The 22,706-nt window shown below is 66.7% G+C and carries 19 protein-coding genes, 1 tRNA gene and 1 pseudogene; 8 read left to right on the forward strand and 13 right to left on the reverse strand.

Annotation, left to right across the window (positions count from 1 at the left end):
* Positions 1 to 40: 40 nt before the first annotated feature.
* Positions 41 to 553 carry a type II toxin-antitoxin system Phd/YefM family antitoxin gene (locus ACWETB_RS10420; RefSeq protein ID WP_452210958.1) on the reverse strand — a complete coding sequence of 171 codons (513 nt, stop codon included), beginning with the start codon at positions 551 to 553 and terminating at the stop codon, positions 41 to 43.
* Positions 486 to 1,361, reverse strand: coding sequence for a hypothetical protein (locus ACWETB_RS10425; protein ID WP_452210960.1), 876 nt, complete (start codon positions 1,359 to 1,361; stop codon positions 486 to 488). Before ACWETB_RS10425 ends, ACWETB_RS10420 begins: the two co-directional genes overlap by 68 nt.
* A gap of 162 nt (positions 1,362 to 1,523) precedes the next feature.
* Between ACWETB_RS10425 and ACWETB_RS10430 the strand changes: the two genes are divergently transcribed.
* From ACWETB_RS10430 to ACWETB_RS10440, 3 genes and pseudogenes are all read left to right on the forward strand, one after another.
* Positions 1,524 to 1,832 carry a hypothetical protein gene (locus ACWETB_RS10430; RefSeq protein ID WP_449743583.1) on the forward strand — a complete coding sequence of 103 codons (309 nt, stop codon included), beginning with the start codon at positions 1,524 to 1,526 and terminating at the stop codon, positions 1,830 to 1,832.
* A gap of 97 nt (positions 1,833 to 1,929) precedes the next feature.
* Positions 1,930 to 2,967, forward strand: coding sequence for an ATP-binding cassette domain-containing protein (locus ACWETB_RS10435; RefSeq protein WP_449743582.1), 1,038 nt, complete (start codon positions 1,930 to 1,932; stop codon positions 2,965 to 2,967).
* A pseudogene (locus ACWETB_RS10440) lies at positions 2,964 to 3,800 on the forward strand (ABC transporter permease). Before ACWETB_RS10435 ends, ACWETB_RS10440 begins: the two are co-directional and overlap by 4 nt.
* On the opposite strand, the gene ACWETB_RS10445 reads toward ACWETB_RS10440, so the two are convergent.
* Positions 3,782 to 7,150 (reverse strand): BTAD domain-containing putative transcriptional regulator, encoded by a 3,369-nt coding sequence (locus ACWETB_RS10445; protein WP_452210963.1) that lies wholly within the window; start codon positions 7,148 to 7,150, stop codon positions 3,782 to 3,784. The pseudogene ACWETB_RS10440 and the gene ACWETB_RS10445 overlap by 19 nt on opposite strands.
* 79 nt (positions 7,151 to 7,229) lie before the next feature.
* Between ACWETB_RS10445 and ACWETB_RS10450 the strand changes: the two genes are divergently transcribed.
* The gene (locus ACWETB_RS10450; RefSeq protein ID WP_449743579.1) at positions 7,230 to 7,748 is read left to right on the forward strand and encodes an SRPBCC family protein; all 519 of its coding nucleotides are present in this window, start codon (positions 7,230 to 7,232) and stop codon (positions 7,746 to 7,748) included.
* Positions 7,749 to 7,813: 65 nt separating this feature from the next.
* Here the strand turns inward: ACWETB_RS10450 and ilvA are convergent, their stop codons facing one another.
* The 3 genes from ilvA to ACWETB_RS10465 are packed head-to-tail and all read right to left on the reverse strand — an operon-like array spanning position 7,814 to position 11,655.
* A complete protein-coding gene (gene ilvA, locus ACWETB_RS10455) occupies positions 7,814 to 9,013 on the reverse strand; it encodes a threonine ammonia-lyase (protein WP_452210966.1) in 1,200 nt (399 codons plus the stop codon).
* Positions 9,014 to 9,046: 33 nt separating this feature from the next.
* Positions 9,047 to 10,216 carry a cystathionine gamma-synthase gene (locus ACWETB_RS10460; RefSeq protein ID WP_452210968.1) on the reverse strand — a complete coding sequence of 390 codons (1,170 nt, stop codon included), beginning with the start codon at positions 10,214 to 10,216 and terminating at the stop codon, positions 9,047 to 9,049.
* A 38-nt stretch (positions 10,217 to 10,254) separates the two neighbouring features.
* Positions 10,255 to 11,655, reverse strand: a complete 1,401-nt coding sequence (locus ACWETB_RS10465; RefSeq protein ID WP_452210970.1) for a cystathionine beta-synthase — start codon at positions 11,653 to 11,655, stop codon at positions 10,255 to 10,257.
* Between the two features lie 84 nt (positions 11,656 to 11,739).
* On the opposite strand from ACWETB_RS10465, the gene ACWETB_RS10470 reads away from it, so the two are divergent.
* Both ACWETB_RS10470 and ACWETB_RS10475 read left to right on the forward strand, forming a co-directional pair.
* Positions 11,740 to 12,678: an SGNH/GDSL hydrolase family protein gene (locus tag ACWETB_RS10470; RefSeq protein WP_452210972.1), complete on the forward strand. Its 939-nt coding sequence runs from the start codon at positions 11,740 to 11,742 to the stop codon at positions 12,676 to 12,678.
* A gap of 55 nt (positions 12,679 to 12,733) precedes the next feature.
* Positions 12,734 to 13,957 (forward strand): acetyl-CoA C-acetyltransferase, encoded by a 1,224-nt coding sequence (locus ACWETB_RS10475; RefSeq protein WP_449743574.1) that lies wholly within the window; start codon positions 12,734 to 12,736, stop codon positions 13,955 to 13,957.
* A 66-nt stretch (positions 13,958 to 14,023) separates the two neighbouring features.
* Here the strand turns inward: ACWETB_RS10475 and ACWETB_RS10480 are convergent, their stop codons facing one another.
* The 3 genes from ACWETB_RS10480 to ACWETB_RS10490 all read right to left on the reverse strand — a co-directional run bounded on the left by ACWETB_RS10480 (position 14,024) and on the right by ACWETB_RS10490 (position 18,000).
* Positions 14,024 to 14,881 carry a Bax inhibitor-1/YccA family protein gene (locus ACWETB_RS10480; protein ID WP_449743573.1) on the reverse strand — a complete coding sequence of 286 codons (858 nt, stop codon included), beginning with the start codon at positions 14,879 to 14,881 and terminating at the stop codon, positions 14,024 to 14,026.
* Positions 14,882 to 15,047: 166 nt separating this feature from the next.
* Complete coding sequence (locus ACWETB_RS10485) at positions 15,048 to 15,725, reverse strand: TetR/AcrR family transcriptional regulator (RefSeq protein WP_449743572.1); 678 nt, start codon at positions 15,723 to 15,725, stop codon at positions 15,048 to 15,050.
* On the reverse strand, positions 15,679 to 18,000 hold the full coding sequence (locus ACWETB_RS10490; RefSeq protein ID WP_452210975.1) for an MMPL family transporter: 2,322 nt from the start codon (positions 17,998 to 18,000) through the stop codon (positions 15,679 to 15,681). Before ACWETB_RS10490 ends, ACWETB_RS10485 begins: the two co-directional genes overlap by 47 nt.
* A gap of 131 nt (positions 18,001 to 18,131) precedes the next feature.
* Here ACWETB_RS10490 and ACWETB_RS10495 point away from each other — a divergent pair.
* Both ACWETB_RS10495 and ACWETB_RS10500 read left to right on the forward strand, forming a co-directional pair.
* Positions 18,132 to 18,205, forward strand: a tRNA-Leu gene (locus ACWETB_RS10495).
* 160 nt (positions 18,206 to 18,365) lie between these two features.
* A complete protein-coding gene (locus tag ACWETB_RS10500) occupies positions 18,366 to 19,067 on the forward strand; it encodes a DUF4145 domain-containing protein (protein WP_452210977.1) in 702 nt (233 codons plus the stop codon).
* On the opposite strand, the gene ACWETB_RS10505 is transcribed toward ACWETB_RS10500, so the two are convergent.
* From ACWETB_RS10505 to ACWETB_RS10520, 4 genes are all read right to left on the reverse strand, one after another.
* Positions 19,053 to 20,498, reverse strand: a complete 1,446-nt coding sequence (locus ACWETB_RS10505) for a tyrosine-type recombinase/integrase (protein ID WP_452210979.1) — start codon at positions 20,496 to 20,498, stop codon at positions 19,053 to 19,055. The genes ACWETB_RS10500 and ACWETB_RS10505 overlap by 15 nt on opposite strands.
* Positions 20,498 to 21,127: a recombinase family protein gene (locus tag ACWETB_RS10510; protein WP_452210981.1), complete on the reverse strand. Its 630-nt coding sequence runs from the start codon at positions 21,125 to 21,127 to the stop codon at positions 20,498 to 20,500. The genes ACWETB_RS10505 and ACWETB_RS10510 overlap by 1 nt, the downstream gene beginning before the upstream one ends.
* Complete coding sequence (locus ACWETB_RS10515; RefSeq protein WP_452210983.1) at positions 21,124 to 21,354, reverse strand: hypothetical protein; 231 nt, start codon at positions 21,352 to 21,354, stop codon at positions 21,124 to 21,126. The genes ACWETB_RS10510 and ACWETB_RS10515 overlap by 4 nt, the downstream gene beginning before the upstream one ends.
* A 224-nt stretch (positions 21,355 to 21,578) precedes the next feature.
* Positions 21,579 to 22,091 carry a hypothetical protein gene (locus ACWETB_RS10520; protein ID WP_452210985.1) on the reverse strand — a complete coding sequence of 171 codons (513 nt, stop codon included), beginning with the start codon at positions 22,089 to 22,091 and terminating at the stop codon, positions 21,579 to 21,581.
* Positions 22,092 to 22,706 lie beyond the last annotated feature (615 nt).

Raw genomic sequence — 22,706 nt, forward strand, 5'->3', positions numbered from 1 at the left:
CCATCTCAGTGCGGCGCCCGGAAGTCGGCTCCGCCTGGCGTCACACACTGCTCAGGAGGTCCGACAGAACCGACCACGCGATCATTCGACCGAATGAGCCACCACTCGGAGCTATTTGATAGCGTCCGATCGAATCGACCGCACTCATGACGTTACGCGGCTTGTGTCCGATTTGGCCGATATGGCACGGACGGGACCTATGGACACGGTCACACAGGACAGCCTGCGCTGCCGACCACCAGATCGGGGACATCGAGAACCGTGCGGGGATCGCCGTCGTCTGTGCCACCGGCCGGCCGCGGTCGGTGATGGTGACGGTCTCACCCGCAGCAGCCTCGGCCACCACCGCGGACGCGTTCTGTTTCAGGGCACGGATCCCCACTTCCGACATGTGCTTCGTTGTAGAACAAAGCGCCCGCGCGTCTCGTTCGCCCGCAGCTCCCACGTCGTGTCGCACCCCTCGCCGAGTGGGCTGCGCAGTACCCTCACGCCACGTCGAGCAGCCGGAGCGGCGGTGTCGTCGCATTGTCGCCGAGAGCATCGGAATCGCCATCGGAGCGCACCGAGATGACGTTGTCCTGCAATGCTTTTCCAATCCTCTGGATCAGCTCCGCGATCGAGGCGTCGCCACCCTTGAGGCGACGCCGTGCCGCCAACGGCACGTCGAAACAGGTGGCCTCGACGAGCACGGACTTCTTCCATCCCTCACCGCGAATCCAGTCCAGGTCACGACTGCGGGTGAGCGGCGCGAGCACCACCACGGGTGCCTTCTCCTTCGTCCACCACAGGATTCCGTCGACGTCGACCTCGGGCATCTCCGGAGCGTCGGCGGGCAGGATCTCGCGAAAGCGCAGCGGCGACTTCTCGAAGAGCAGCAGGCCCGCCGGCCCGAGTTCCGCCACGGCCGTGTCCACGCCGGGCTCACCTCGGGGTGCCTCACCGAGACACGTGATCACCTGCTCGGGCACCCAGATCGGGATGATGCGCTCGAGAGTGTCGACCGCATTGACCGAGTGGACCGCGCGCAAGGACGCCAGGCGAATCATCTCGACGATGTCGCCGAGTTCTCCGATCAGCCGTTCCTGATCGTCGCGCGCCCCGAACTCCGACTCGTCGAGGTCTTCGAGCATCGCCTCCACCGACGACATCCGTCGTTCCAACGGGAGCAGGTAGGAGTACCACTCCTCGCCCAGTTCGTCGTGCGCGCCGGCCAGCCGGGCCTGTATCTCGGCGACCGACGTCACCGCCCACGGCACGCGCCGTACGTCGCAGTGGTCGGCGGCGTGGCGCCGTCGGTCGGTGTCACGGCCAGCATGACGGCCTCGGTTCTTCTTCGGTGTGGTGTGGTGTCGTCGTCCCATGCCGGGCAGCGTAAGGCCGATTCGCCCGACCCCAGCCGGCAAATTCCACAGGCCCGCCACCCGCACACAGCCAACCCACAGGCGTGGTCCAGATCACCATCAACCTGCGGGTTCATGGTGGACTCATCGGACTTATCGGTCCCGTAACGAAAGGAGACCCCGATGCGGATTCACAAGCACACCCCCGAGATCCCGATGATCGTCCTCACCGACGATCCCGCAGTCCGCGGCTACGCCGACGTCCTGTTCGACGCGGATGTCCCGGTGGCCATCGTGAGCGCCAGTTACTCCGACGTCGTCCCGTACATGCTCGGCAACAACGGCCACACGGTCGCCTTGGTCGCCGATGTCGACGACCCCGAACAACTCGCCGCGGCGATCCTGACCGTCGAACGACGACTGGGAACGGTCGGGTCTGTCATCCGCTACGGCGCCGACCTGCCGACCAGCCCGCTGCCGACCGCCGCCTGACCTGCGCTGACCTGCCGGGCACCGCGATTACACCGTTTGTCAGCGCGCGTAAGCCAACGTAAGGACGACGACAGCGGCACGGTTCATAGTGGTTGACATGACATCAGCAACCACTGCCGGCCCGGCCCGGGTGAGTGACGGGACCTTCGGGACCGACCTCGCCATCGAGGCCCACGGGCTGGTCAAGACATTCGGATCGAACCGCGCCGTCGACGGCGTCGATCTCGTCGTCCCCACCGGATCGGTGTACGGCGTCCTCGGCCCCAACGGCGCCGGGAAGACCACCACCGTCAGCATGCTGGCCACATTGCTCAAACCGGACGCCGGCACCGCCAAGGTCTTCGGTTTCGACGTCGTCGCCGACGCGGTCGCGGTGCGGTCGCTCGTCGGCGTCACCGGGCAGTACGCGTCTGTCGACGAGGACCTGACCGCGACCCAGAACCTGGTCGTCTTCGCCCGACTCCTCGGATTGTCCCGCAAGGCATCCAAGGCACGCGCCGCCGAACTCCTCGAAGAGTTCTCCCTCTCCGAGGCCGCCGACCGTCCGCTCAAGGACTTCTCCGGCGGCATGCGACGACGACTCGACCTCGCCGCCAGCCTCATCGACACTCCTCCCCTGCTGTTCCTCGACGAACCCACCACCGGCCTGGACCCACGGACCCGGGCACAGATGTGGGACACCATCCGCAACCTCGTCGCCGGTGGCTCCACGGTGCTGCTGACCACCCAGTACCTCGACGAGGCCGATCAACTCGCCGACCGCATCGCGGTCATCGATCACGGTCGCGTCATCGCCGACGACACCGCCGACGCACTGAAGAACTCGGTCGGCTCGGCCACCCTGCAGCTGAGGCCCGCCGATCGCACCGCGGCGCCGCGGGTGGCCGAGATCGTCGAACGCGTTCTCGGTGAACCGGCCGCTCTCTCGGCGGAGGCCGGTCGGGTCTCGGCATCGCTGCACCGCCCCGACCTCGTTCCCGATGTCCTCATCGCGATGCGCGCCGACGGCATCAGCGTCGACGAGATCACCGTCCAGAAACCCAGCCTCGACGAGGTGTTCCTCACCCTCACCGGCAAACCCGCCGAGAACGAAGGCGCCTCCGATCACGATGCGAACGAGGAGAATCAGGCATGACCACCACCGTCGCACCCACATCCGTTCCCCAGGCCATCACCACCCGCGACGTCCGTGGCTAGGCCAAACGCTCGGTCAGCCTCGTCGAGGCGATCCGTCAGTCATTCACGATGGCCTACCGCGGCGTGCTCAAGATCCGCCACAACCCCGAGCAACTCTTCGACGTGACGATCCAGCCGATCGTCTTCACCTTGATGTTCACCTACATCTTCGGCGGGGCGATCAGTGGCAATGTCCACGCCTACCTGCCGGTGATCATTCCGGGCATCATGGTGCAGACCGTGATCATGACGTCGATCGTCACCGGCACCCAACTCCGCGAGGACATGGACAAGGGCGTGTTCGACAGATTCCGCTCGCTCCCGATCGCGCGGATCTCTCCCCTGTCGGGGGCGTTGCTCGCCGACGTGATCCGCTACCTGATCGCCAGCACGCTGACCATCGTGATGGGCATCATCCTGGGTTGGCGTCCGGACGCGCTCGGCGCGATCGCCTCGGCCCTGCTCGTCATGATCTGCAGCTTCGCGGTGTCCTGGATCTTCGCCCTGATGGGCTGCCTGATGAGTAAGGCCTCAGCAGTGCAGGGCATTTCGCTGCTCATTATGTTCCCCCTGACCTTCATGTCCAATGCCTTCGTCCCGGTGAGCACCATGCCGGGGTGGTTGCAGGGATTCGTCAACGCCAACCCGGTGAGTCACCTGGTCACCGCGGTTCGTGATCTGACCGCCAATGGACAGGCGACCATCCACGTCGTGTGGGCCCTGCTGGGCGCGTTGGTCATCACCGTGATCTTCGCCCCGCTCGCGGTGCGCGCCTATATGCGTAACGCCTGATCCGCATCGCTGTACGACGCCAGGATGGACCGCACCTCCGCGGCCGCCTGGCGTCGTCGTATCCGCTCGACGTCACGAATGTCGTTGTCCCACCGGAGAGAATCCACCTCTGACAGCTCACGCATGTCGCGATCGACGAGGTAGAGTCCGAGGCTGTCACGGCGCGCCCCCATCTGCCGCGACAGCATCAGCAGCCGTACCCCGTCGTCGTGGGTGCGCGGATCGTCGAGGAGCACGTAGCCGGCGGCGAGGACGATGCTCCCCGCCTGCGGCACGTCGAACCATCCCCCGGTGTAGGTCGAGATCATCCCCTCGACGATCATCGGGACGAACTCCCGCGCCTGCTTCGCCCGCCCGCATCGCATCAGTCCCACCTGGGCCATCGCCACCACCATGGCCACACTCGGATCACCGGCACTGATCGGATAATCTCGGCGCAGCACCGCCAAGGCGCGCCGGTAGAGGTCACCGGCCACGTCCACCTCGCCGCGGGCGAGCTCGTACTCCGCGTGCGACAACAGAATTCCCGCGGCCATCTCCGGATTGGCCTGAGGGTCGGGATCGGCGGGCGTCCATCCCTCCGACAGGATCGCCAACTCCGTTGCCGCATCGTCCAATTCACCCAGAGCCACCAGGGTGATCACCAGGTGGACGCGGGCCTGGATCTCGTCCTCGTACGCCCCGAGCCGGATGAGGTCGACCACGCCCACCCGATAGCAGTCGACGGCGGTTCGCCAGTGTGCCTGCTGGCCATGGATACTCGCGATCCGCACCTGCGCCATTCCGGACAGCCAGACATCCCGCGAGGCGGCCACCGCATGGAGCCTCAGCGCGTCGGCGAGTGCCCCGTCGAGTTGACCGAGGTTCTCCCGCAGGTTCATTCGCGCCGACAGCGCGGCGATCGAGACCGAGGCATCCGGCGAGAGGGTTGCCCGCACGATGTGGCGCAGCGCCGCGATCGGGGTGCGGCTGAGCACACATGCGGTGACGAGATCCGTCGTCGACCGATAGGTCAGATCCCTTCGGAACAGCCTCCGCAGAAAGTAGCGGCCGGTGGCCAGTGCGCGCAGATCGTGCTGGAGCACCCGGTGCGCCATCGACATCAGCAGGGTGGCCTGCCAGGCCCGGCGCACCGCGGTATCGTCGACCAGCACAGGCGGAGGCGGTAGCACACCGAGAAGCCTTCCGCCCCAGTTCATCACCTCCGCGTGCAGACCTCGCGCCATCCAGAAGCCGGCGAGGACCGGAAACACCGTGACCACGGTGTTGACGACCACGGTGTCGACCGCGCGGTCGGCATCGGGCGTGGCACCGGACTGCACGGGATCGGACTGCAGAGCCGGGTCGGATTGCAGGGCAGGATCGGGCGGCGAGGTATCGAGCACGTCAACGCAGACGCGGAGCACCCAGACGAGATTCTCCGCATCGGCCGCCACGGCGCCGATCAACTCCTCGTCCACGCCGTCCTCGTACGACGCCATCACGTCAGCGGCCAGCGACCGCGCCCAGCGGCGCATCCCGGCCTGGACGCCCTCGGATTCGCCGGCGTCGGAAGCGAGTTTGCCCTCACCGAATTCGCGCACCATCTCCAGCATGCGATACCGCACATGACCGCCCTCCTCAGCGACGGTCAACAGCGACTGGTTCACCAACGACGCCAGCGCGTCGTCGAGGCGGACTCCCCGGAAGCCGGTGACGATCTCGGCCGCATCGGTGGTGAACCCCGCCGGGAACCGACACAGACGACGCAGAGCGGCCCGGGCGTCGTCGTCGAGCAGATCCCAACTCCAGTCGATCACGGCGTACAACGTGCGGTGCCGGTCCGGTGCGCTGCGATCGGCTCCGCGCAACAACGCGAACCGCTCGGCCAGCCGGCCGGCGATCTCGTCCACCGTCATCGTCCGGATCCGCGCGGCGGCCAGTTCGATGGCCAACGGCAAGCCGTCGAGGTGACGGCAGAGTTCGGCCACCGCTGCGGGATCCAGGTCGGCGCCCGGCCGGACCGCGACCGCGCGCGTCACGAACAATTCCATTGCCGCACCGCCACCCTCGACGTCGAGCACCGGTAGCAGGTAGATCTGCTCGGCCGGCAGCATCAACGGTGAACGACTCGTGACCAGAACCCGTAGCGTCGGATCGGCGGCGAGAAGATCAGCGACGAGGTGGGCGCAACGGTCGATGACCTGCTCACAGTTGTCCAGGATCAGCAGGACCCGCCGGCCCCGCAGCGCGTCGAGCAACCGCTCCTGCAGGTCGCCGACGGCCCGTCGGGGACGGCCGCTGCCGGTCAACTCGGCCTCGCCGACGCCGAGTGCGGCCGCGATGGCCGGGACGACATCGTCCTCGTTGCGAATCGGCGCCAACGGCACGAAGTGCACGCTGTCGCCGGCGCCGACGCGCCGATGCCCCACCCGGTTGGCCACCCGCGTCTTGCCGACGCCACCGGGACCCTGCACCGTCACCAACCGGTGCGTCCCCAGCAGTGCGTCGATCGCCTCGACGTCGCGGGCACGACCGATCAGACCTGTTGTCTCGGAGAATAACCCGGATGAGCGGCCACGCCGCGGACTCGCGGTGCCACCGGCCGGGGTGAGGCCGTCGGGTGCAGCGCCGGCGAGCAGTTCGTCATGCAACGCCGAGATCTGCGGACCCGGGTCGACGCCGAGTTCGGCCGCGAGCGCCCGCCGTAGTCGGGCGTACACCGAGATCGCGTCGGCGCCCCGCCCCATGGCCGCCAGCGCGCGCATCAGATCCAGATGCGCAGATTCGTCGAGGACGTCGTTCCGGCAACGCTTCTCGGCGATCGATCGCGCCAGATCGAAATTCCCCCGGGCCATCGCGACACCACCGCGCCGACGATCGATGGCGTCGGCGACCTCGGTGGCACGAGTCCGCAGCTGCCCGATCAGATCGGAACCCTCCGCTCCGAGATCGTCGCCGGCCGTACCCCGGAACCAGCCCATCGCATCCGCGAGCGACGTCGCATCCTCATCAGACGCGCAGGCCATCACCACATCGAGATCGGTCCGGCATCCCACCAGTCGGTATCCGGTGCCGGATGCCTCGATGTGCGCGGCACCGAGCAGGCCTCGCAGCCGCGAGATCTGGGTGTGCAGCGCCGACGCCGGTGACCGCGGCGGGGTATCGCCCCACACATCGTCGATGAGTCGCTCGGCCGACCGGGTCCGGCCGCCGGCCAGTGCCAGCGAGGTCAGCAGGCGTTTGGCGCGGATGCCGGGCACCACCGTGATCGCGGAATCCTCCGGCAGCGCACCACTCTCGGGTCCGGCCACGGTGATGACCGCCACCGGACCCAGTAGCCCGATGATCGTCTGTTGCTCCGGCCCCACCCCGCCAGGGTAGTGGACGACGGCACACCGTCACCGCAATCTGCTTCGTCGAGAACCTCGTCATGACTACTGTCGTGTCATGGCGCGCAGCTACGACCTCGAACCGTTCGAACTCGACTTCTTCGACACCGCCCCGATCCGGTTTCGCATCGATGTGAACATCCCGGTGACGCCCGCACGGGCGTGGGCGGAGCTGACCCGGCAGAACACGCTGGACTGGTGCAAGCCCATCAAGTCGATCCACTTCACCTCACCGGCCCCCTACGGCGTCGGCACCACGCGGCGGGCGGTGCTCGCCCCGGGATATCTCACCCTCAACGAGTACTTCTTCGATTGGACCGAGGATCCGGAGACCACTAAGTACCACAACGCTTTTCGGGTGGAATCGGTCAATGTCCCGGGGTTGCGACGCTTCGGCGAGTACACCGAGATCACGCCGGCCGCAGTCGGCTCACGACTGGTGTGGACCTTTGCGTTGGAACTCGGGCCGTCCTCGCGAGCCCTCAACGCGTTCTCCAATCCCGCGTCGACACCGGTGTTCCGCACCATCGAGGCCGATACCCTGCGCCACTTCGCGCATCTGTCACCGCAGGGCTGAGCACCAGGCCTGAGCACCGCAGGCCCGAGCACCAGGTCTGGGCACGCAGTGCCGGGCACCGCACGTCAGCGGACGAACCCGGCCTGCGACAGCGCCGCACGCACGGCGACCTGATGGTCGGGGCCGCGGGTCTCGGCGCTGACGGTCACCTGGACCTCGCCCAGCGACAGCCCTTCGGCGACCCTCGAGTGCACCACGTCGACGACGCTGGCGCCCTGCTCACGGAGCAGTTCCAGCAGTGAGATCAACCCGCCGGGCCGATCGGGTACCGACGCGGTGATCGTCAGAAATCGACCTGCCGCGCTCAGACCGGTGGTGGTGACGTGGCTCAGCACCAGCGGATCGATGTTGCCGCCGGATGCCACCACACACACCTGCCCCGACACGTCCCCGAGTGCGCCGTCCATCAATGCCGCCACCGCGGCCGCGCCGGCGGGTTCGACGAGCAGCTTCGCCCGCTCGAGCATCAACAGCAGTGCCGTCGCCAGCGATTCCTCGCTGACGGTGACGACGTCGTCGACGAGTTCCCGGATGTGGGCGAACGGCACCTCGCCCGGCAGCGCGACCGCGATACCGTCGGCCATCGTGGACATCTCCCGCGCCGCCACCGGATGACCGGCGCGCAGTGATTCCGGCCAGGCAGCGGCCGAACGCGCTTGTACCCCGACGATCCGGATCCCCGGATGGTCGGGCTTGATCGCGGCAGCCACCCCCGCGAGCAGACCGCCGCCGCCGAGCGGCACCACGACCGTGGTGACGTCGGGGAGTTGTTCGAGGATCTCGACGCCCACGCCGGCCTGCCCGAGCACGATGTCGCGATGATCAAACGGATGGATCAGGACCGCGCCGGTGCGGTCAGCGTATTCCTGTGCGTACGTGAGGGATTCGTCGACGGTCGCTCCCGCCAACTCGACCTGGGCGCCATAGGCACGGGTGGCGACGACCTTGGGCAGGGCCGCACCCACCGGCATGTACACCCGGGCGGCGATGCCGAGTCGGGCCGCCGACCACGCCACCCCCTGGGCGTGGTTACCGGCGCTGGCCGCGACGACACCCCGGCGTCGTTGTGACTCCGACAGTCGCGAGATCCGGTAGTAGGCGCCGCGCGGCTTGAACGAGCCGGTGCGCTGCAGGTTCTCGCATTTGATCCAGACGTCGGCGCCGACCCGTTCGGAGAGCACCCGCGAGGCCACCATCGGTGTCCGCCGCATGACACCGCTCAGCGCGGTTGCGGCCGCACTGATGTCGGTCGGGGTGAGCAACATCGCCGGTTACCTGTGCAGGTGTCTCGCGGCGGCTTACTTCAGGGCCTGCTCGAGATCGGCGATGATGTCGTCGATGTCCTCGATACCCACCGACAGCCGCACCAGATTCGACGGAACCTCCAGCAACGACCCGGCCGTCGAGGCATGGGTCATCGCGCCCGGATGCTCGATGAGTGATTCGATGCCGCCGAGGGATTCGGCGAGGGTGAACACCTCGGTCCGCGCGCAGAACTTCTTCGCGTCGTCGACGTCGCCGTTCACCAGGACCGACACCATGCCGCCGAATCGCTTCATCTGCTTGGCCGCGACCTCATAGCCGGGGTGCATCGGCAGTCCGGGATAGAGCACCCGCTCGATGCGATCGTGGTTCGACAGGAAGTCCACGACGGCTTCGGCGTTGTCGCAATGCTTTTCCATCCGGACCGCCAGGGTCTTGACGCCGCGCATCGTCAGATAGGCGTCGAACGGTCCGGGAACTGCGCCCGCGCCGTTCTGCAGGAAGGCGATCTTCTCGTCGAGTTCGGCGTCATCGGTGATGAGCGCCCCGCCCACCACGTCGGAGTGTCCGCCGAGGTACTTCGTGGTCGAATGCAGTACCACGTCGGCGCCCAGCGTCAGCGGCTGCTGCAGGTACGGCGTGGCAAAGGTATTGTCCACCACCAGTTTCGCCCCGGCATCGTGGGCGACGGCTCCGATCTCCTCGATGTCGCCGACGTTGAGCAACGGGTTGGTGGGGGTCTCCACCCACACCAACTTGGTGGCGGGAGTGATGGCCGAACGGATCGCATCGACGTCGGTCACCGGCGCGACGGAGTAGTCGATCCCCCACTGGGTGAAGACCTTGTCGATCAGGCGGAAGGTGCCACCATAGGCGTCGTTGGGGATGACCAGGTGATCGCCCGGACGCAGCGAGGCCCGCAGCAGCGCGTCGGTGGCGGCCATACCGGAGGCGAAACCCCGTCCGTACGTGCCGCGTTCGATGGCCGCCAGGTTCGCCTCCAGGACACGACGAGTCGGATTTCCGGTGCGGGCGTACTCGAATCCGTCGCGCATGCCGCCCACACCGTCCTGGGCGAAGGTCGAACTCGCGTAGATCGGCACGTTGACGGCGCCGTTGAGCGGGTTCGGCTCGTACCCGGCATGGATCGCATCGGTGGCGAACCCCCTGCGACGCTCGGTGTCTCGACGCTGACTGTCACTCACGTGCAACTCCTCCTCGCTGAGCTGGTGGACTCGCCGGACTAACCGGCGGTGATGGTGGGGTGGGTACTGACGAAGGACAGGAGATCGTGGCGGGTGATGACGCCGATCGGCTTGCCGTCCTCGACCACCATGAGAGCGTCGGTATCCGAGAGTGCCTTGGTGGCCGCCGACACCGGCTCACCCGAACCGATGAGCGGGAACGGTTCTCCCATATGCGCCGACACCGGATCGGCGAGGCTGGCGCGCCCCTCGAACACGGCACTGAGCAGATCCCGCTCGGTGACCGCACCGGCCACCTCACCGGCCATTACCGGAGGCTCGGCGCCGACCACCGGCATCTGGGAGACGCCGTATTCACGCAGGATCTCGATGGCGTCACGCAGGGTCTCCGACGGATGCGTGTGCACCAGATCCGGCAATGCCCCGGTCTTGCCGCGCAACACGTCGCCGACGAGCGACTCCGGCCTGGTGCTGTCCAGCGGCGTGCGGAGGAATCCGTAACTGCTCATCCACTCGTCGTTGAAGATCTTGGCCATGTAGCCGCGGCCACCGTCGGGAAGCAACACGACGACGACGGCGTCGGGACCCTCACGCTCGGCCACCTGCAGTGCCGCCACCACGGCCATGCCGCAGGACCCACCGACCAGCAGTCCCTCCTCACGGGCCAACCGACGCGTCATGTCGAAGGAGTCGGCGTCGGAGACCGCGATGATCTCGTCGGGCACGCTGGGGTCATAGGCCTCGGGCCAGAAATCCTCGCCGACACCCTCGACGAGATACGGCCGGCCGGTTCCACCGGAATACACCGAGCCCTCCGGATCGACGCCGATCACCTTCACCGCGCCGCCGGACACCTCCTTGAGGTAGCGGCCGGTGCCGGTGATCGTTCCACCGGTTCCGACACCGGCGACGAAGTGGGTCACCTTGCCGTCGGTGTCGGCCCAGATCTCCGGTCCGGTGGTCTCGTAGTGACTTTGCGGTCCGGCCGGGTTGGCGTACTGGTTGGGCTTCCATGCGCCGTCGATCTCGCGGACGAGGCGGTCGGAGACGCTGTAGTAGCTGTCGGGATGATCGGGCGCGACGGCCGTCGGGCACACCACCACCTCGGCACCGTAGGCGCGCAGGACGTTGCGTTTGTCCTCGCCGACCTTGTCCGGGCACACGAACACGCACTTGTAACCGCGCCGCTGCGCGACGAGCGCCAGACCGACGCCGGTGTTGCCGGAGGTCGGTTCGACGATCGTGCCGCCGGGGCGCAGTTCACCGGACTTCTCGGCGGCCTCGATCATCCGCAGGGCGATCCGGTCCTTGCTGCTGCCCCCTGGGTTGAGGTATTCGACCTTGGCCGCGACGAGCCCGGAACCGGGAGTGACCACCGAGTTGAGCTTGACCAGGGGCGTGTTGCCCACCAGGTCGACGACAGAATTGGCGATGCGCATGCCTCCATCGTCCCAGAGTCGCTCGGCGCCGTGGAAACCGACATCGGGGCAGGGGCCACTCGTGGTGCCACTAAGCTGGCTGACGTGTCCGGTACCCGCTCCAGCGACCACCGACTCCTGCGTGATCTGGGCGCCACCGCGGCTGCGACGTCCGCTGCGGCGGGGATCACCTGGGGTGGCTACAACCTGTTGGTATGGCAGGCCCAGAAGGCTCGCACGGTCATCCCGCGCCGCACCGACAACGCCCCCAACGGCGACGGCATCTACCGCCCCGATGGCAGCGGGCCGTATCGGGTGACCCGCGAGAACCGCGACGTCGTCGAATTGAATCTGGCGGTCTTCGGGGATTCGACGGCCGCCGGACTCGGCGCCGACACCCCTGACCAGACGCCCGGCGCCCGGCTGGCACGGCGCATCGCCGTCGACACCGACAATGTGGTGCGCTACAGCAACAAGGCGATCGTCGGGGCCACGTCCAAGGGGCTGGGCGCCCAGATCGACGCCATGCTGATCGCCGGTCATCGTCCCGACATCGCGGTCATCCTCATCGGCGCCAACGACGTGACCGCCCGCAACGGGATCCGCGCCTCGGCCTCCCGACTCGGCGAGGCGGTGCGGCGGCTGCGTGCCGTCAACGCCCAGGTCGTGGTCGGTACCTGCCCGGACCTCGGCGCCATCACCGCGATCCCCCAGCCGCTGCGCACCGTCCTGCGGCTGTGGGGCGCCCGACTGGCCGCCCGGCAGAAGGCCGCGGTCCGCGGGGCCGGTGGGCGGCCGGTGCCACTGGCCGATCTGCTCTCCGACCATTTCCGCCAATCCCCCGATCGCATGTTCTCCGTCGACCGCTTCCATCCCTCTGCCGACGGGTACGAGTTGGCTGCCGACATCCTGCTCCCGGAAACGCTTGCCGCGATCGGGGAATGGGGACCGGCTCCCCTCCCGCAGCTTCCCGAGGTGTCGCCGACGGTCAAGTCGAGCAGACTCATGGATCGCCTGCTGCGGCGTGTGCGCGACGTCGACTGAGTTGTCACGGACCTCGTGCACAGGGCTCCCGGCGCTGTGACGTAATCTGAGCCGCATGCCTGAAGCCGTCATCGTCGCCCATGCACGTTCCCCGATCGGCCGCGCCGCCAAGGGATCCCTCAAAGACATCCGCCCGGACGAGTTGTCCCGGCAGATGATCGCTGCCGCTCTCGCGAAGGTCCCCGAACTCGATCCGAAGGACATCGAGGACATCCACTGGGGCATCGGCCAGCCCGGTGGACAGGGCGGTTATAACATCGGCCGCGTTCTGGCTGTCGAACTCGGATACGACCACATCCCCGGCGTCACCGTGAACCGCTACTGCTCATCGTCTCTGCAGACCACCCGGATGGCACTGCATGCGATCCGGTCCGGAGAGGGCGACGTGTTCATCTCCGGTGGGGTGGAGAGTGTGTCGAGCTTCGGGATCTCCGGGGCAGCCGACGGGGCACCGAATTCGAAGAACCCACTCTTCGACGAGGCCATCGCCCGCACCGCCAAGACCGCCGAAGGCGGCGCTCCCCAGTGGCACGATCCGCGCGAGGACGGCGTCCTGCCCGACGTCTACATCGCGATGGGCGAGACCGCGGAGAACGTCGCGTCCTACACCGGCATCTCCCGCGAGGATCAGGACCGGTGGGGTGTGCGCAGTCAGAACCGTGCCGAGGAGGCCATCAAGGCGGGCTTCTTCGAGCGTGAGATCGATCCGGTCACGCTCCCCGACGGCACGGTCGTCAGCACCGACGACGGTCCCCGCGCCGGCACCACCTACGAGAAGATCAGCCAGCTCAAGCCGGTGTTCCGTCCCGACGGCACCGTCACCGCCGGTAACGCCTGCCCACTCAACGACGGTGCCGCGGCGCTGGTCATCATGAGTGACACGAAGGCCAAAGAACTCGGACTGACCCCGCTCGCACGTGTCGTCGCCACCGCAGCGACCGGCTTGTCCCCGGAGATCATGGGCCTCGGCCCGATCGAGGCGATCCGCAAGGTGCTCACCGTCTCGGGCATGGCACTGTCCGACATCGACCTGGTGGAGATCAACGAGGCCTTCGCAGTGCAGGTTCTCGGATCGGCCGACGTGCTCGGCATCGACCACGACAAGCTGAATGTATCCGGCGGGGCGATCGCGCTGGGGCATCCGTTCGGCATGACCGGTGCACGCATCACCACCACCCTCCTCAACAACCTGCAGACCCACGACAAGACCTTCGGCATCGAGTCGATGTGTGTCGGCGGCGGACAGGGTATGGCGATGGTGCTCGAGCGGCTGAGCTGACCAGACCCGATCAACGACAGAACCCCGCCTCCGGAATCCGGACGCGGGGTTCTGTCGTTCTGGTGACTAGTCGGACTGGAAGTAGCTCAGCAGTCGCAGGATCTCGACGTAGAGCCAGACCAGCGTGACGGTCAGACCGAGCGCCACACCCCACGCGGCACGCGACGGTGCACCCGCCCGGATCAGCCGATCGGCGGCATCGAAATCGATGAGGAAGCTGAACGCTGCGATCGCGATGCAGATCAACGAGAAGATGATGGCGATCGGGCCACCGTCGCGCAGGATGCCCGCGCTGTGGGTGAACAGGCCCAGGATCAGGTTGCCGACCATCAGCACGATCACACCGATGAGACCGGCGAAGAGCATGCGGGTGAATCGCGGGGTGACGCGGATCGCGCCGACCTTGTAGACGACCAGCATGCCGAAGAACACGCCGAAGGTACCGAGCACCGCCTGACCGATGAGCGCACCGGCGTTGGCGCTGTCGGCGATGACCCAGTTGCCGAACACATACGAGATCGAGCCGACGAAGAGCCCCTCGAACAGCGCGTACGCGAGCACGATGGCGGGATTGTCCTGCTTGCGGCCGAAGCTCGCGACGAGAACCAGGATCAGGCCGACGATCGCACCCACGCCGGCCAACGGGCCGGCGAGGGCTTCGTTGGACGCGCACAGGAAGTAGGCCACGATCGCCGAGATCGAGAGCACGCCGAGCGTGATCGCCGTCTTGGTGACGACATCGTCGATCGTCAACTGCCGTGTCGTGGGCGGGGCCGGGGTATACGGCTGGGTCGGCTGTCCGTACTGGTTGAACATGGCGGCCTGGCCGGCTCCGGCGGCGCCGGTCCCGAAGCCCGCATAGCCGCCGGCGGTCTGATTGTCGCGGACCACTCCGCGCATCACCGGATTGCTACTGTCTCGCACTGCTGCTCCCTATCTGAACCTGAGTGGACGTCGTGCCACATCGTGTGTGGACGGGACTGTTCTGCTGTGACCAACGCGGAAGTCGCCCCCCGAGTTCCGACTTTACCTTCTCTTGACCATCATGGGGCGAGTCGGCACCTGACCGATATGTCCGTATGGGCCGCGATCAGCGTCGCAGAGCGGCGAGCAGCCGTCGCAACTCGTGGGGCTGCTCACATCCGGTGACCCCCATGACCGCTCGACCCAGACACACCGCGCGCAGCGTGACCTCGGCACGGTCGAAGTCCTCACCCCAGCTCAACGTGGGCTTGGCGATCATCAGCGAGGCGAGACCGTGGGCGGTCGACCACAACTCGAGCACGATGTCGCCGACGTCCGCAGGATCGAAGATCCCGGCCTCGGCGACCTCGTTGATGGTCTCGGTGACCCGGACGAACGCCGAGACCGCGAGCACCTCGTCGACCTTGGTGGTGGTGTCGATCGTGGTCGCCGAGAACGCCTGCCGGTACAACACCGGGGTCGACACGGCGAACCGCACGTATGCCATGCCCAGGCAGAACGCCCGTTCGAGCGGGTCGTCGACGCCGGTGGTCGCGGCCACCAGACGATCATCGAGCTGTTCGAAGTACCGCGCACAGACGGCGTCGAGCAACGCGTCCTTGTCGGCGAAGTGCAGATAGATCGACGGCGGCGTCACCCCGACCCGCGTCGCCACGGCACGGATCGACACGCCCGCCGCGTCCCGCTCGTCGAGCAGCAGCTCGGTGGCCGCGTCGATGATCTCCTCGGCGAGGAGTTCACCCGACCCGCGGGGCGACCGACTTCGTCGGTGGGACCTGGTCACTGTTCTCCTGCTCATCGAAACCGGGCTGGTCGAATTGTCCGGCGGCCCCCTCTTCGGACAATCCGATGCGATCGTGCAGTGCCCGCAGCGGGCGCGGCGCCCACCAGTTGTAGCGGCCCGCCAAACGCATGAACGCGGGGACGAGCAGCATCCGGATGATCGTCGCATCCATCAGAACGGCCAGCGTCAGTCCCACCCCGAACATACGCATGAACGACACCTCCGATACGGCAATCCCGGCGAACACGATGCTCATCAGCAGGGCCGCGGCGGTGACGACTCGTCCGGTCCGCGCGATACCGACGGCCACCGCGTGATCGTTGGCCGTCCGGGTGCGCTCCGAGGACAACCATTCCTCCCGGATCCGTCCCAGCAGGAACACCTCGTAGTCCATCGACAACCCGAACGCGACGCAGAACATCAGCACGGGCATGGTGGCGACGAGGTATCCCGTCGCGGTGGTACCGAGGCCGTCGAGGTGCCCGTCCTGGAAGAACCAGACCATCGCCCCGAAGGTCGCCGACAGCGACAGGATGTTGAGCACCAACGCCTTCAGCGGCAGCACCACCGAGCCGGTGAACAAGAACAGCAGGATGAATGTGGCCACGGCGATGATCAGCAGCACCCAGGGCAGGTGGGCGTAGATCGAGTCGACGGTGTCGGTGTTGGCCGCCTGCAACCCGGTGATGCCGACATCGAGGCCCGCGGGTGTCGGTACCGCCCGGAGCGCCTCGAGTTGGTCGGCCCCCTGCGGCGTCAGCGGCTGCACCTCGCTGGAGATCGTCACCAGTGAGGTCACCTGGCCGTCGGCGCCGGTCCGGTTGTCGGCGGGATCGGGCGGCGCGACCTGGTTGCCGTCGACGAAGCTTCCCACGCCGCCGGAGATCGAGGTCACCCCGTCCACTCGGGACAGCTCCGATGCGTACCGTGCACGCGCCTGGTCGTCGACCGGCCCGGAGATCACCACGGTCAGCGTCGAACTCAGGTCGTCGGTGAACTGATCGCGGATCTCTTCCTGGACCTGGTGTGTGCTCGCCGATTGCGGGAGAACACGGTCGTCGGGGAACCCGAAGGTGATCGAGAGGAATGGCACGCCCAAGATGACGAGAAACGCGATGACCGCGGCCGCGACCGGGGCGGCATGCCGCAGAACCCACCCGACGAACCGATACCACCGGCCCTGTTCGATCGGCACCGGGGCGGGTTCGCCCTGGCCCCGCAGCCTGCGGATACCGCGCCGCACGTCGAGCGCGTCGATACGGGCACCGAGGAGTGTGAGCGCGGCGGGCGTCACGATCAGCGCCGCGAGTACTGCGATGACCACAACTCCCAGACCGGCGTAGGCAAAGGACCGCAGGAAGTACATCGGGAACACCGCGAGCGCGCACATCGACAGCGCCACCGTGACCGCGGAGAACGCGACCGTGCGCCCGGCGGTGTTCATCATGATGAAGATGGCCGTCCGCCGGTCCCGGCCCGCGGTGACCTCCTCCCGATAGCGCGTCACCAGCAACAGCGTGTAGTCGATGGCCAACGCCAAACCCAGTGCGGTGGTGAGGTTGAGCGCGAAGATGGAGACGTCGGTGATCGACCCGACCAGACGCAGCAACGCGAACGTCACCACGATGGCGATGATTCCGACGACGATCGGCAGGGCCGCCGCGACGAGACCTCCGAACACCACGATCAGGACGAGGAAACTGATCGGGATGGCGATCGCCTCGGCCATCGCGAGGTCCTTCGTCGTCTGCTCGTTGACCTGACCGAACACCAGTGCCTGCCCACCCGCGCGCACCGTGATCCCATCGTGCTCGCCGACGAATCGCTGCTCGATGTCCTCGGCGTAGGACGGCGCGTTGGCGTCGCCGCCATCGATGGTGGCCACGATCAACGCCGACGAGCGATCGGCGCTCAGCAGCGCCGGCGCCAGCGACGGTCGTTGCCACACCGACAGGATCGGTTGTTGCACATGGTCGGTCGCGGCCAGGTCGGTGACCATCTGGCGCCCGAGGGCGACCGCCGCGGGGTCGCGCGACATGTCGACGCCGGCCGGGCCGTCGAGTTTGAACACCAGTTGCGGGCCGCCGCGGTGGAAGGTCTCGTTGACCACGGCCGTGGCCCGTGCGGATTCTGAGTTCGGGTCTTCGTATCCCGCCGAGAGCAGATGCCCGGCCGCCGATGCCCCGTAGAGTCCGCATCCGACCAGGATCAGGAACAGCACGGCCAGAACACGTTTCGGCGCGGATACAGCGATGGTGGTGATTCGGGTCAGCATGGTTCCCCCACGAGGAGTCAGTGACTTATCGTCGTTAAGTTAACGCCACTAAGTCACCAAGTCAACGGTGGGTACTCCGTCGGGACCACACGATCGACGGTGCAGCCAGGTCTGGCATGCTGTTCAGCGCGGCCCCTATAGCCCAATTGGCAGAGGCAGCGGACTTAAAATCCGCACAGTGTCGGTTCGAGTCCGACTGGGGGCACTTATAACCGCTGGTAGATGCCCATTTTTGGCCACATACCCCCTGGGGGTACTTGCGATAGCGCGCCCGGCCCCGGCATTACCCCGGCGTGGCGGCGTCTAATTTGTCGGACACTCCTGCGAGAATCAGCGAGAAATCCGAAATCAGCGAAGGACACTCAATGGGTAACGTCGCGGACGGCCTGCAAACGGTCAACAACATCGGCCACGGCGGCTCGTTTCAACCAACGGCGGCTGACGCCTGGGAGGACACAACCTGCGGATTCTGCGGCGCAGTCTCACTGTTCACGGTAGCGCGTGTCAAGCAGGACAGTCGCAGTGCGTCCGCTCCGGTCTCATGGATGCGGTGCCCAAGATGCCTGCGGGGCAGCGTTATGAATGACGGAACGCCCTCTCCCTCGCCGCTGCCATTTTCGACACCAGAGGGCGTCCCTCCGCAAGAAGCAGCACTGTGGGAGCAAGTGCGGGCCAGCCTGTCTGTAGGCGCGTACTCGGGTGCGGCCATGATCTGCCGAAAGCTGTTACTGCATGTCGCGTACACACACCAGCGGGCGGCAGATCCCGACGCGAAGCCGTTCCGTAATTTCGCTAAAGCCATTCAGTATTTGGAGGACGAGCACGTGATTCTCGCGTCGCACAAATCCTGGGTGGACCAAATCAGGCAGCTCGGCAACCGAGCCAACCATGAGCTACCTCATATAGAGGCCGACGAGGCCACTAATATCGCAACGTTCACTTTCCAGCTCTTCATCAATCTGTACGAGATGCCTTTCAAGGCGAAGCTGAGCAATCCACTCACCGGAGAAGCCGCAAATCCCTACGAAACCCCAGAGGATGACCACGCGGCCTCACCGTCCGAATAGCTGCACGACGTTTCCCAGGTCCGGTTCGGCCGCAGCGCTTTCCGGCGCGGTCGGCTCGGGGAGGTCGTTCAGCGCGCCGCCATCTTCCTCAGGAATCCAGTCGCCGTAGGTGTCCAGAGTAAGCGTAAAGGTGCTGTGGCCCATCCACCGCGACACCTGCATAAAGTGGACGCCCGCCATCAGCTGCATGACGGCGAAGGTGTGCCGAAGATCGTGCAGGCGGACGCCGTGCTGGGCCGGGCAGTCGGTGGTCGCGGGGCGGCGCGCCGGGAGCCCGACGGCCTCCAACGCGGGCTTGAGGATCGTGTCGTAGAAGGTGCCCATGAACACGGGCTGCGTCCAGTCCAGCGGCACCGCGTACCGCGTGCCCTTGGCGCGGTAGCCGCCACCGTTCTTCCGGCTGGGCCACAGCGGCGCTGACGGCTCGTTGGCGCGGGGATGCGCCGCCACGTACTGTCGTAGCTTCTCAGCCAGCCAAGGCGGTAGGGGCACGGTTCGCCGCGACTTGCGCGACTTGGGCGTGGTGGTGATCCACTCGCCTCCCTTGCGGTCTTTGGTCCGGCGAACGCTCACTGAGCAGCGCGTGACCGTTGTGGAATCGGGGCCGGGGCGTGTGGTGAACGCGAGATCGCCGATTTCCAGGCCGCTGTTCTCTGCCGCGCGCAGACCGCTATACGCCAAGAACTCCACCATCAGCGCGTACTCCGGGTACGCCGGGAGCGTCTGGCCGTTGGCGTCAGCAGCCTTGCCGGCGACGGCAGCGCTCAGCTGCGCCACCTGCTCAGCCGACAACGGGCGGTGCTGAAACTTCTCGCGATCGCCAGTGGCGCGGCCTCCGTCGTAGTCCACCCGGTCACACGGGTTGCTGGTGATCGCGCCATGCTGCATGGCGTACTTCATCACGCGGCGCAGTCCATTCCAGGCGTGCTTGACCGTGCCCGGCTTGATGGGCTCGCCGCCGTTCTGCCGCGACTGCTTGCGTACCAACGAAGTCAGATAGTCCTCGCAGTCCTTTGGCGTGATCGCCGCCGTCGCTTTGCTGCCGAACGCCGGGAGCAGATAATGCCGCACGATCTTCGCGTAGCCGTCCAAGGTCTTCTGCTTCAACCGCCCCTGAGCAACCTTGACCTGTTGGCTCTCGATCCACGCCTGAGCGTAGTGACCCAACGGCAAATCGCCGGCCTTCTTCTGTTCGGCAAGGGCGCTGGTCTGCCCGGAATGCCTGGCGGCGTTCAGTTCGTCGCGGCGGGCTTCAGCGTCCTCGCGGGTAGCGAAGGACTCCTGCCGGGCGCGGGTCTTGGTCTTGCCGTTGGCCTGCACCACTGGCAGGCCGTAGTCGTCGCGGACGGGCTCGCGCCACACCACTTCGTAGCGTTTGACAGCGCGGCCTTTGCGCTTCTGGCTGGTCTCGTGACTGCGGATGTAGGCCATCAGGCCACCTCCTGTGTGAGGCGGGCGAGCACGCGCCGCACCGACGAATACGACCACGCGTCGCCTCCGGTGGCGGTGGGTACGCCTTCGGCGGTGAGTCGGTTGGCTATGGCCTTGGCCCCGAGGCCCTGCAACGAGAGGACCTGGATGCGGCGCTGGGCGGTGGTGCTGATGAGCTTGCCTTCGCCGCGTTTACGTTTCTGTTCCAGGGCTTCTCGGGTGCGGGTGCTGATCTTGCGGCGTTCCTCGGCGGCCACCGCCAGGCGGATGTCGGCCTGGAAACGCTGGCTCGGGTCGCCGCTGTCGGCTCCTTCGCAGTCCATTAGTCGCCAGCCGTAGTCGTTGGCGCGCTTCATAATCTGCGCGGCGTCCAGCTGGTCGCGGGTGACGCGGTCCAAGGCGCGGACCAGGAGGCCCTGCGCCACGCCCGACTCCACAGCCGCGATGGCCACCTCGCGCCCGAACATCGCGTCGGTCTTGGCTCCACTGACCACGTCGGTGGTGACGGTCAGCAATTCGTGGCCGCGTGTCTCGCACCACCGCTCCAGGCTTTCGCGTTGCGCTTCCAGGCCGAGGCCGCTGTCGCCCTGGTCCTTGGTGCTCACCCGCACATACCCAACAACCCTCATCGCGCACCCCAGATCGTCACACCCTGAAACGGGCTCACGTCCACGATCGGCAGCCCCGGCAGGTAGTCGTCGTCGAGGATTGCCTGAGCGGCTGCGCGGACGGTGGTGTCGTCACTGAACAACGGGACCATCACGTCAATCTGTTCGTAGCCAACGCTTTCCGAGCCGAACGTCACCGTCCACACCTCGCGCGTGGCGGGGATCGTGCCGCCGTGGAACTCAGTCATGTTGTCTCCCTGGTCTTGTGGGGTCCGAGGGGCGCACTGCACCTTGCGCCCCTGCACCCCCACCCTACCGCACTGTGATGCACATCACTATTCGACAAGTGTTGTCGGAGTTGATGTTTCGCCGTGCTGCGCCTTTGAGATGGCCGTAGGGTGGGTGGGCGTGCGCCGGGGTGTGCTGGGCCGTCCGTGTGGCTGCTGGCCTACCGGGAACCCCTGCTGTGTGGTTACCCCTGCCGGTTGCGGCGGGGTGCCGGGGTCTGCGGAGGTGGCGCGGTGCGATGCAGCTGGTCCAGTGCGTCCTCCAGGTCCATCAGTCCCGACGTGGGCTCGGCACTCCGGGCCGCCGCAGGACGGGGCGGCTCGTCAGGACGAGGCCGAGGCGGGGGTGGCAGTACCTCGTAGTCCTCCACTACCTGCGCGTCCATCACTTCGCTTTCGGTCCAGTCGTCGTCGGGGCTGTCGGCGGTGTTGGGGTCGGCGGGTTCGCCTCGCCGCGAACGACTCTCAGCCCGGCTACCGCCGGTAATCATCGCGTTGAGGATCTGCTCAAACCCCTTGCTCGGGCCGACCTCCACCTCTACGGCGGTCTTCGCCGACAAGCCAGCGCGGTCTAGAGCGCTGTTGGTAGCGGCAAGGCGAACCCCGTCAGCCACGTCGTCATCGACAGCCATCTTCAGCAGGTTCTTGGCCATGCGGTCGGCGGCCATTTCCAGGCGGGCACGGGCGGCAGCTTTCACTGCTGGGGCCGCACCCCCGTGCACGCGACAAACCGTGCCGCCAGCTATCGCTGCTCGCCTGCACCTCGTGCCGTCCTTCTTGTGTCCCACACACTGGTTCGGACGGCCCTCCATGCTCCACAGCGGTGTCACTCCAGTTTTCATAGGTGCCGTGTCTGCGAACCCGTCGCCCTCTGCTTTCGCCGGCTCCCACACTTCAAACTCTGGATCGTTCGGGTCTACAACCCATCGGCCGCCAAGCTCCTCCGCAGACTCGACGGACTCGGTTCGCGCGGACTGCGCTTGGGCCGAGACGTTCTCGTTCAGACTTGTCATCGTTTCTCCTACTTTCTCCATTTTGTTGTGCCGTGACCTATGCCGGGCCTTACGCACTGCACCTGGGCCAGGCCGGGTGACCTGTGCCCCTACGGGGGCTGGCACAGGTCATCCCTAACCTGTGCCAGCACAGGTCCGGCATAGGTGGCACAGGTGGCATAGGTTGGTGGTCAATCCTCATTCGAAGCAACCACTTTTAGCTGAATGATCCGTCCCGGTGTTTCCGGAGGGTTCGTCTCAAGGGAGAATGAAACCTATGGCAGCGGCAGGATCGAAGCGGTACTCGGCTGAGCTGAAGCG

Source organism: Gordonia sp. NPDC003950 (assembly GCF_053605205.1).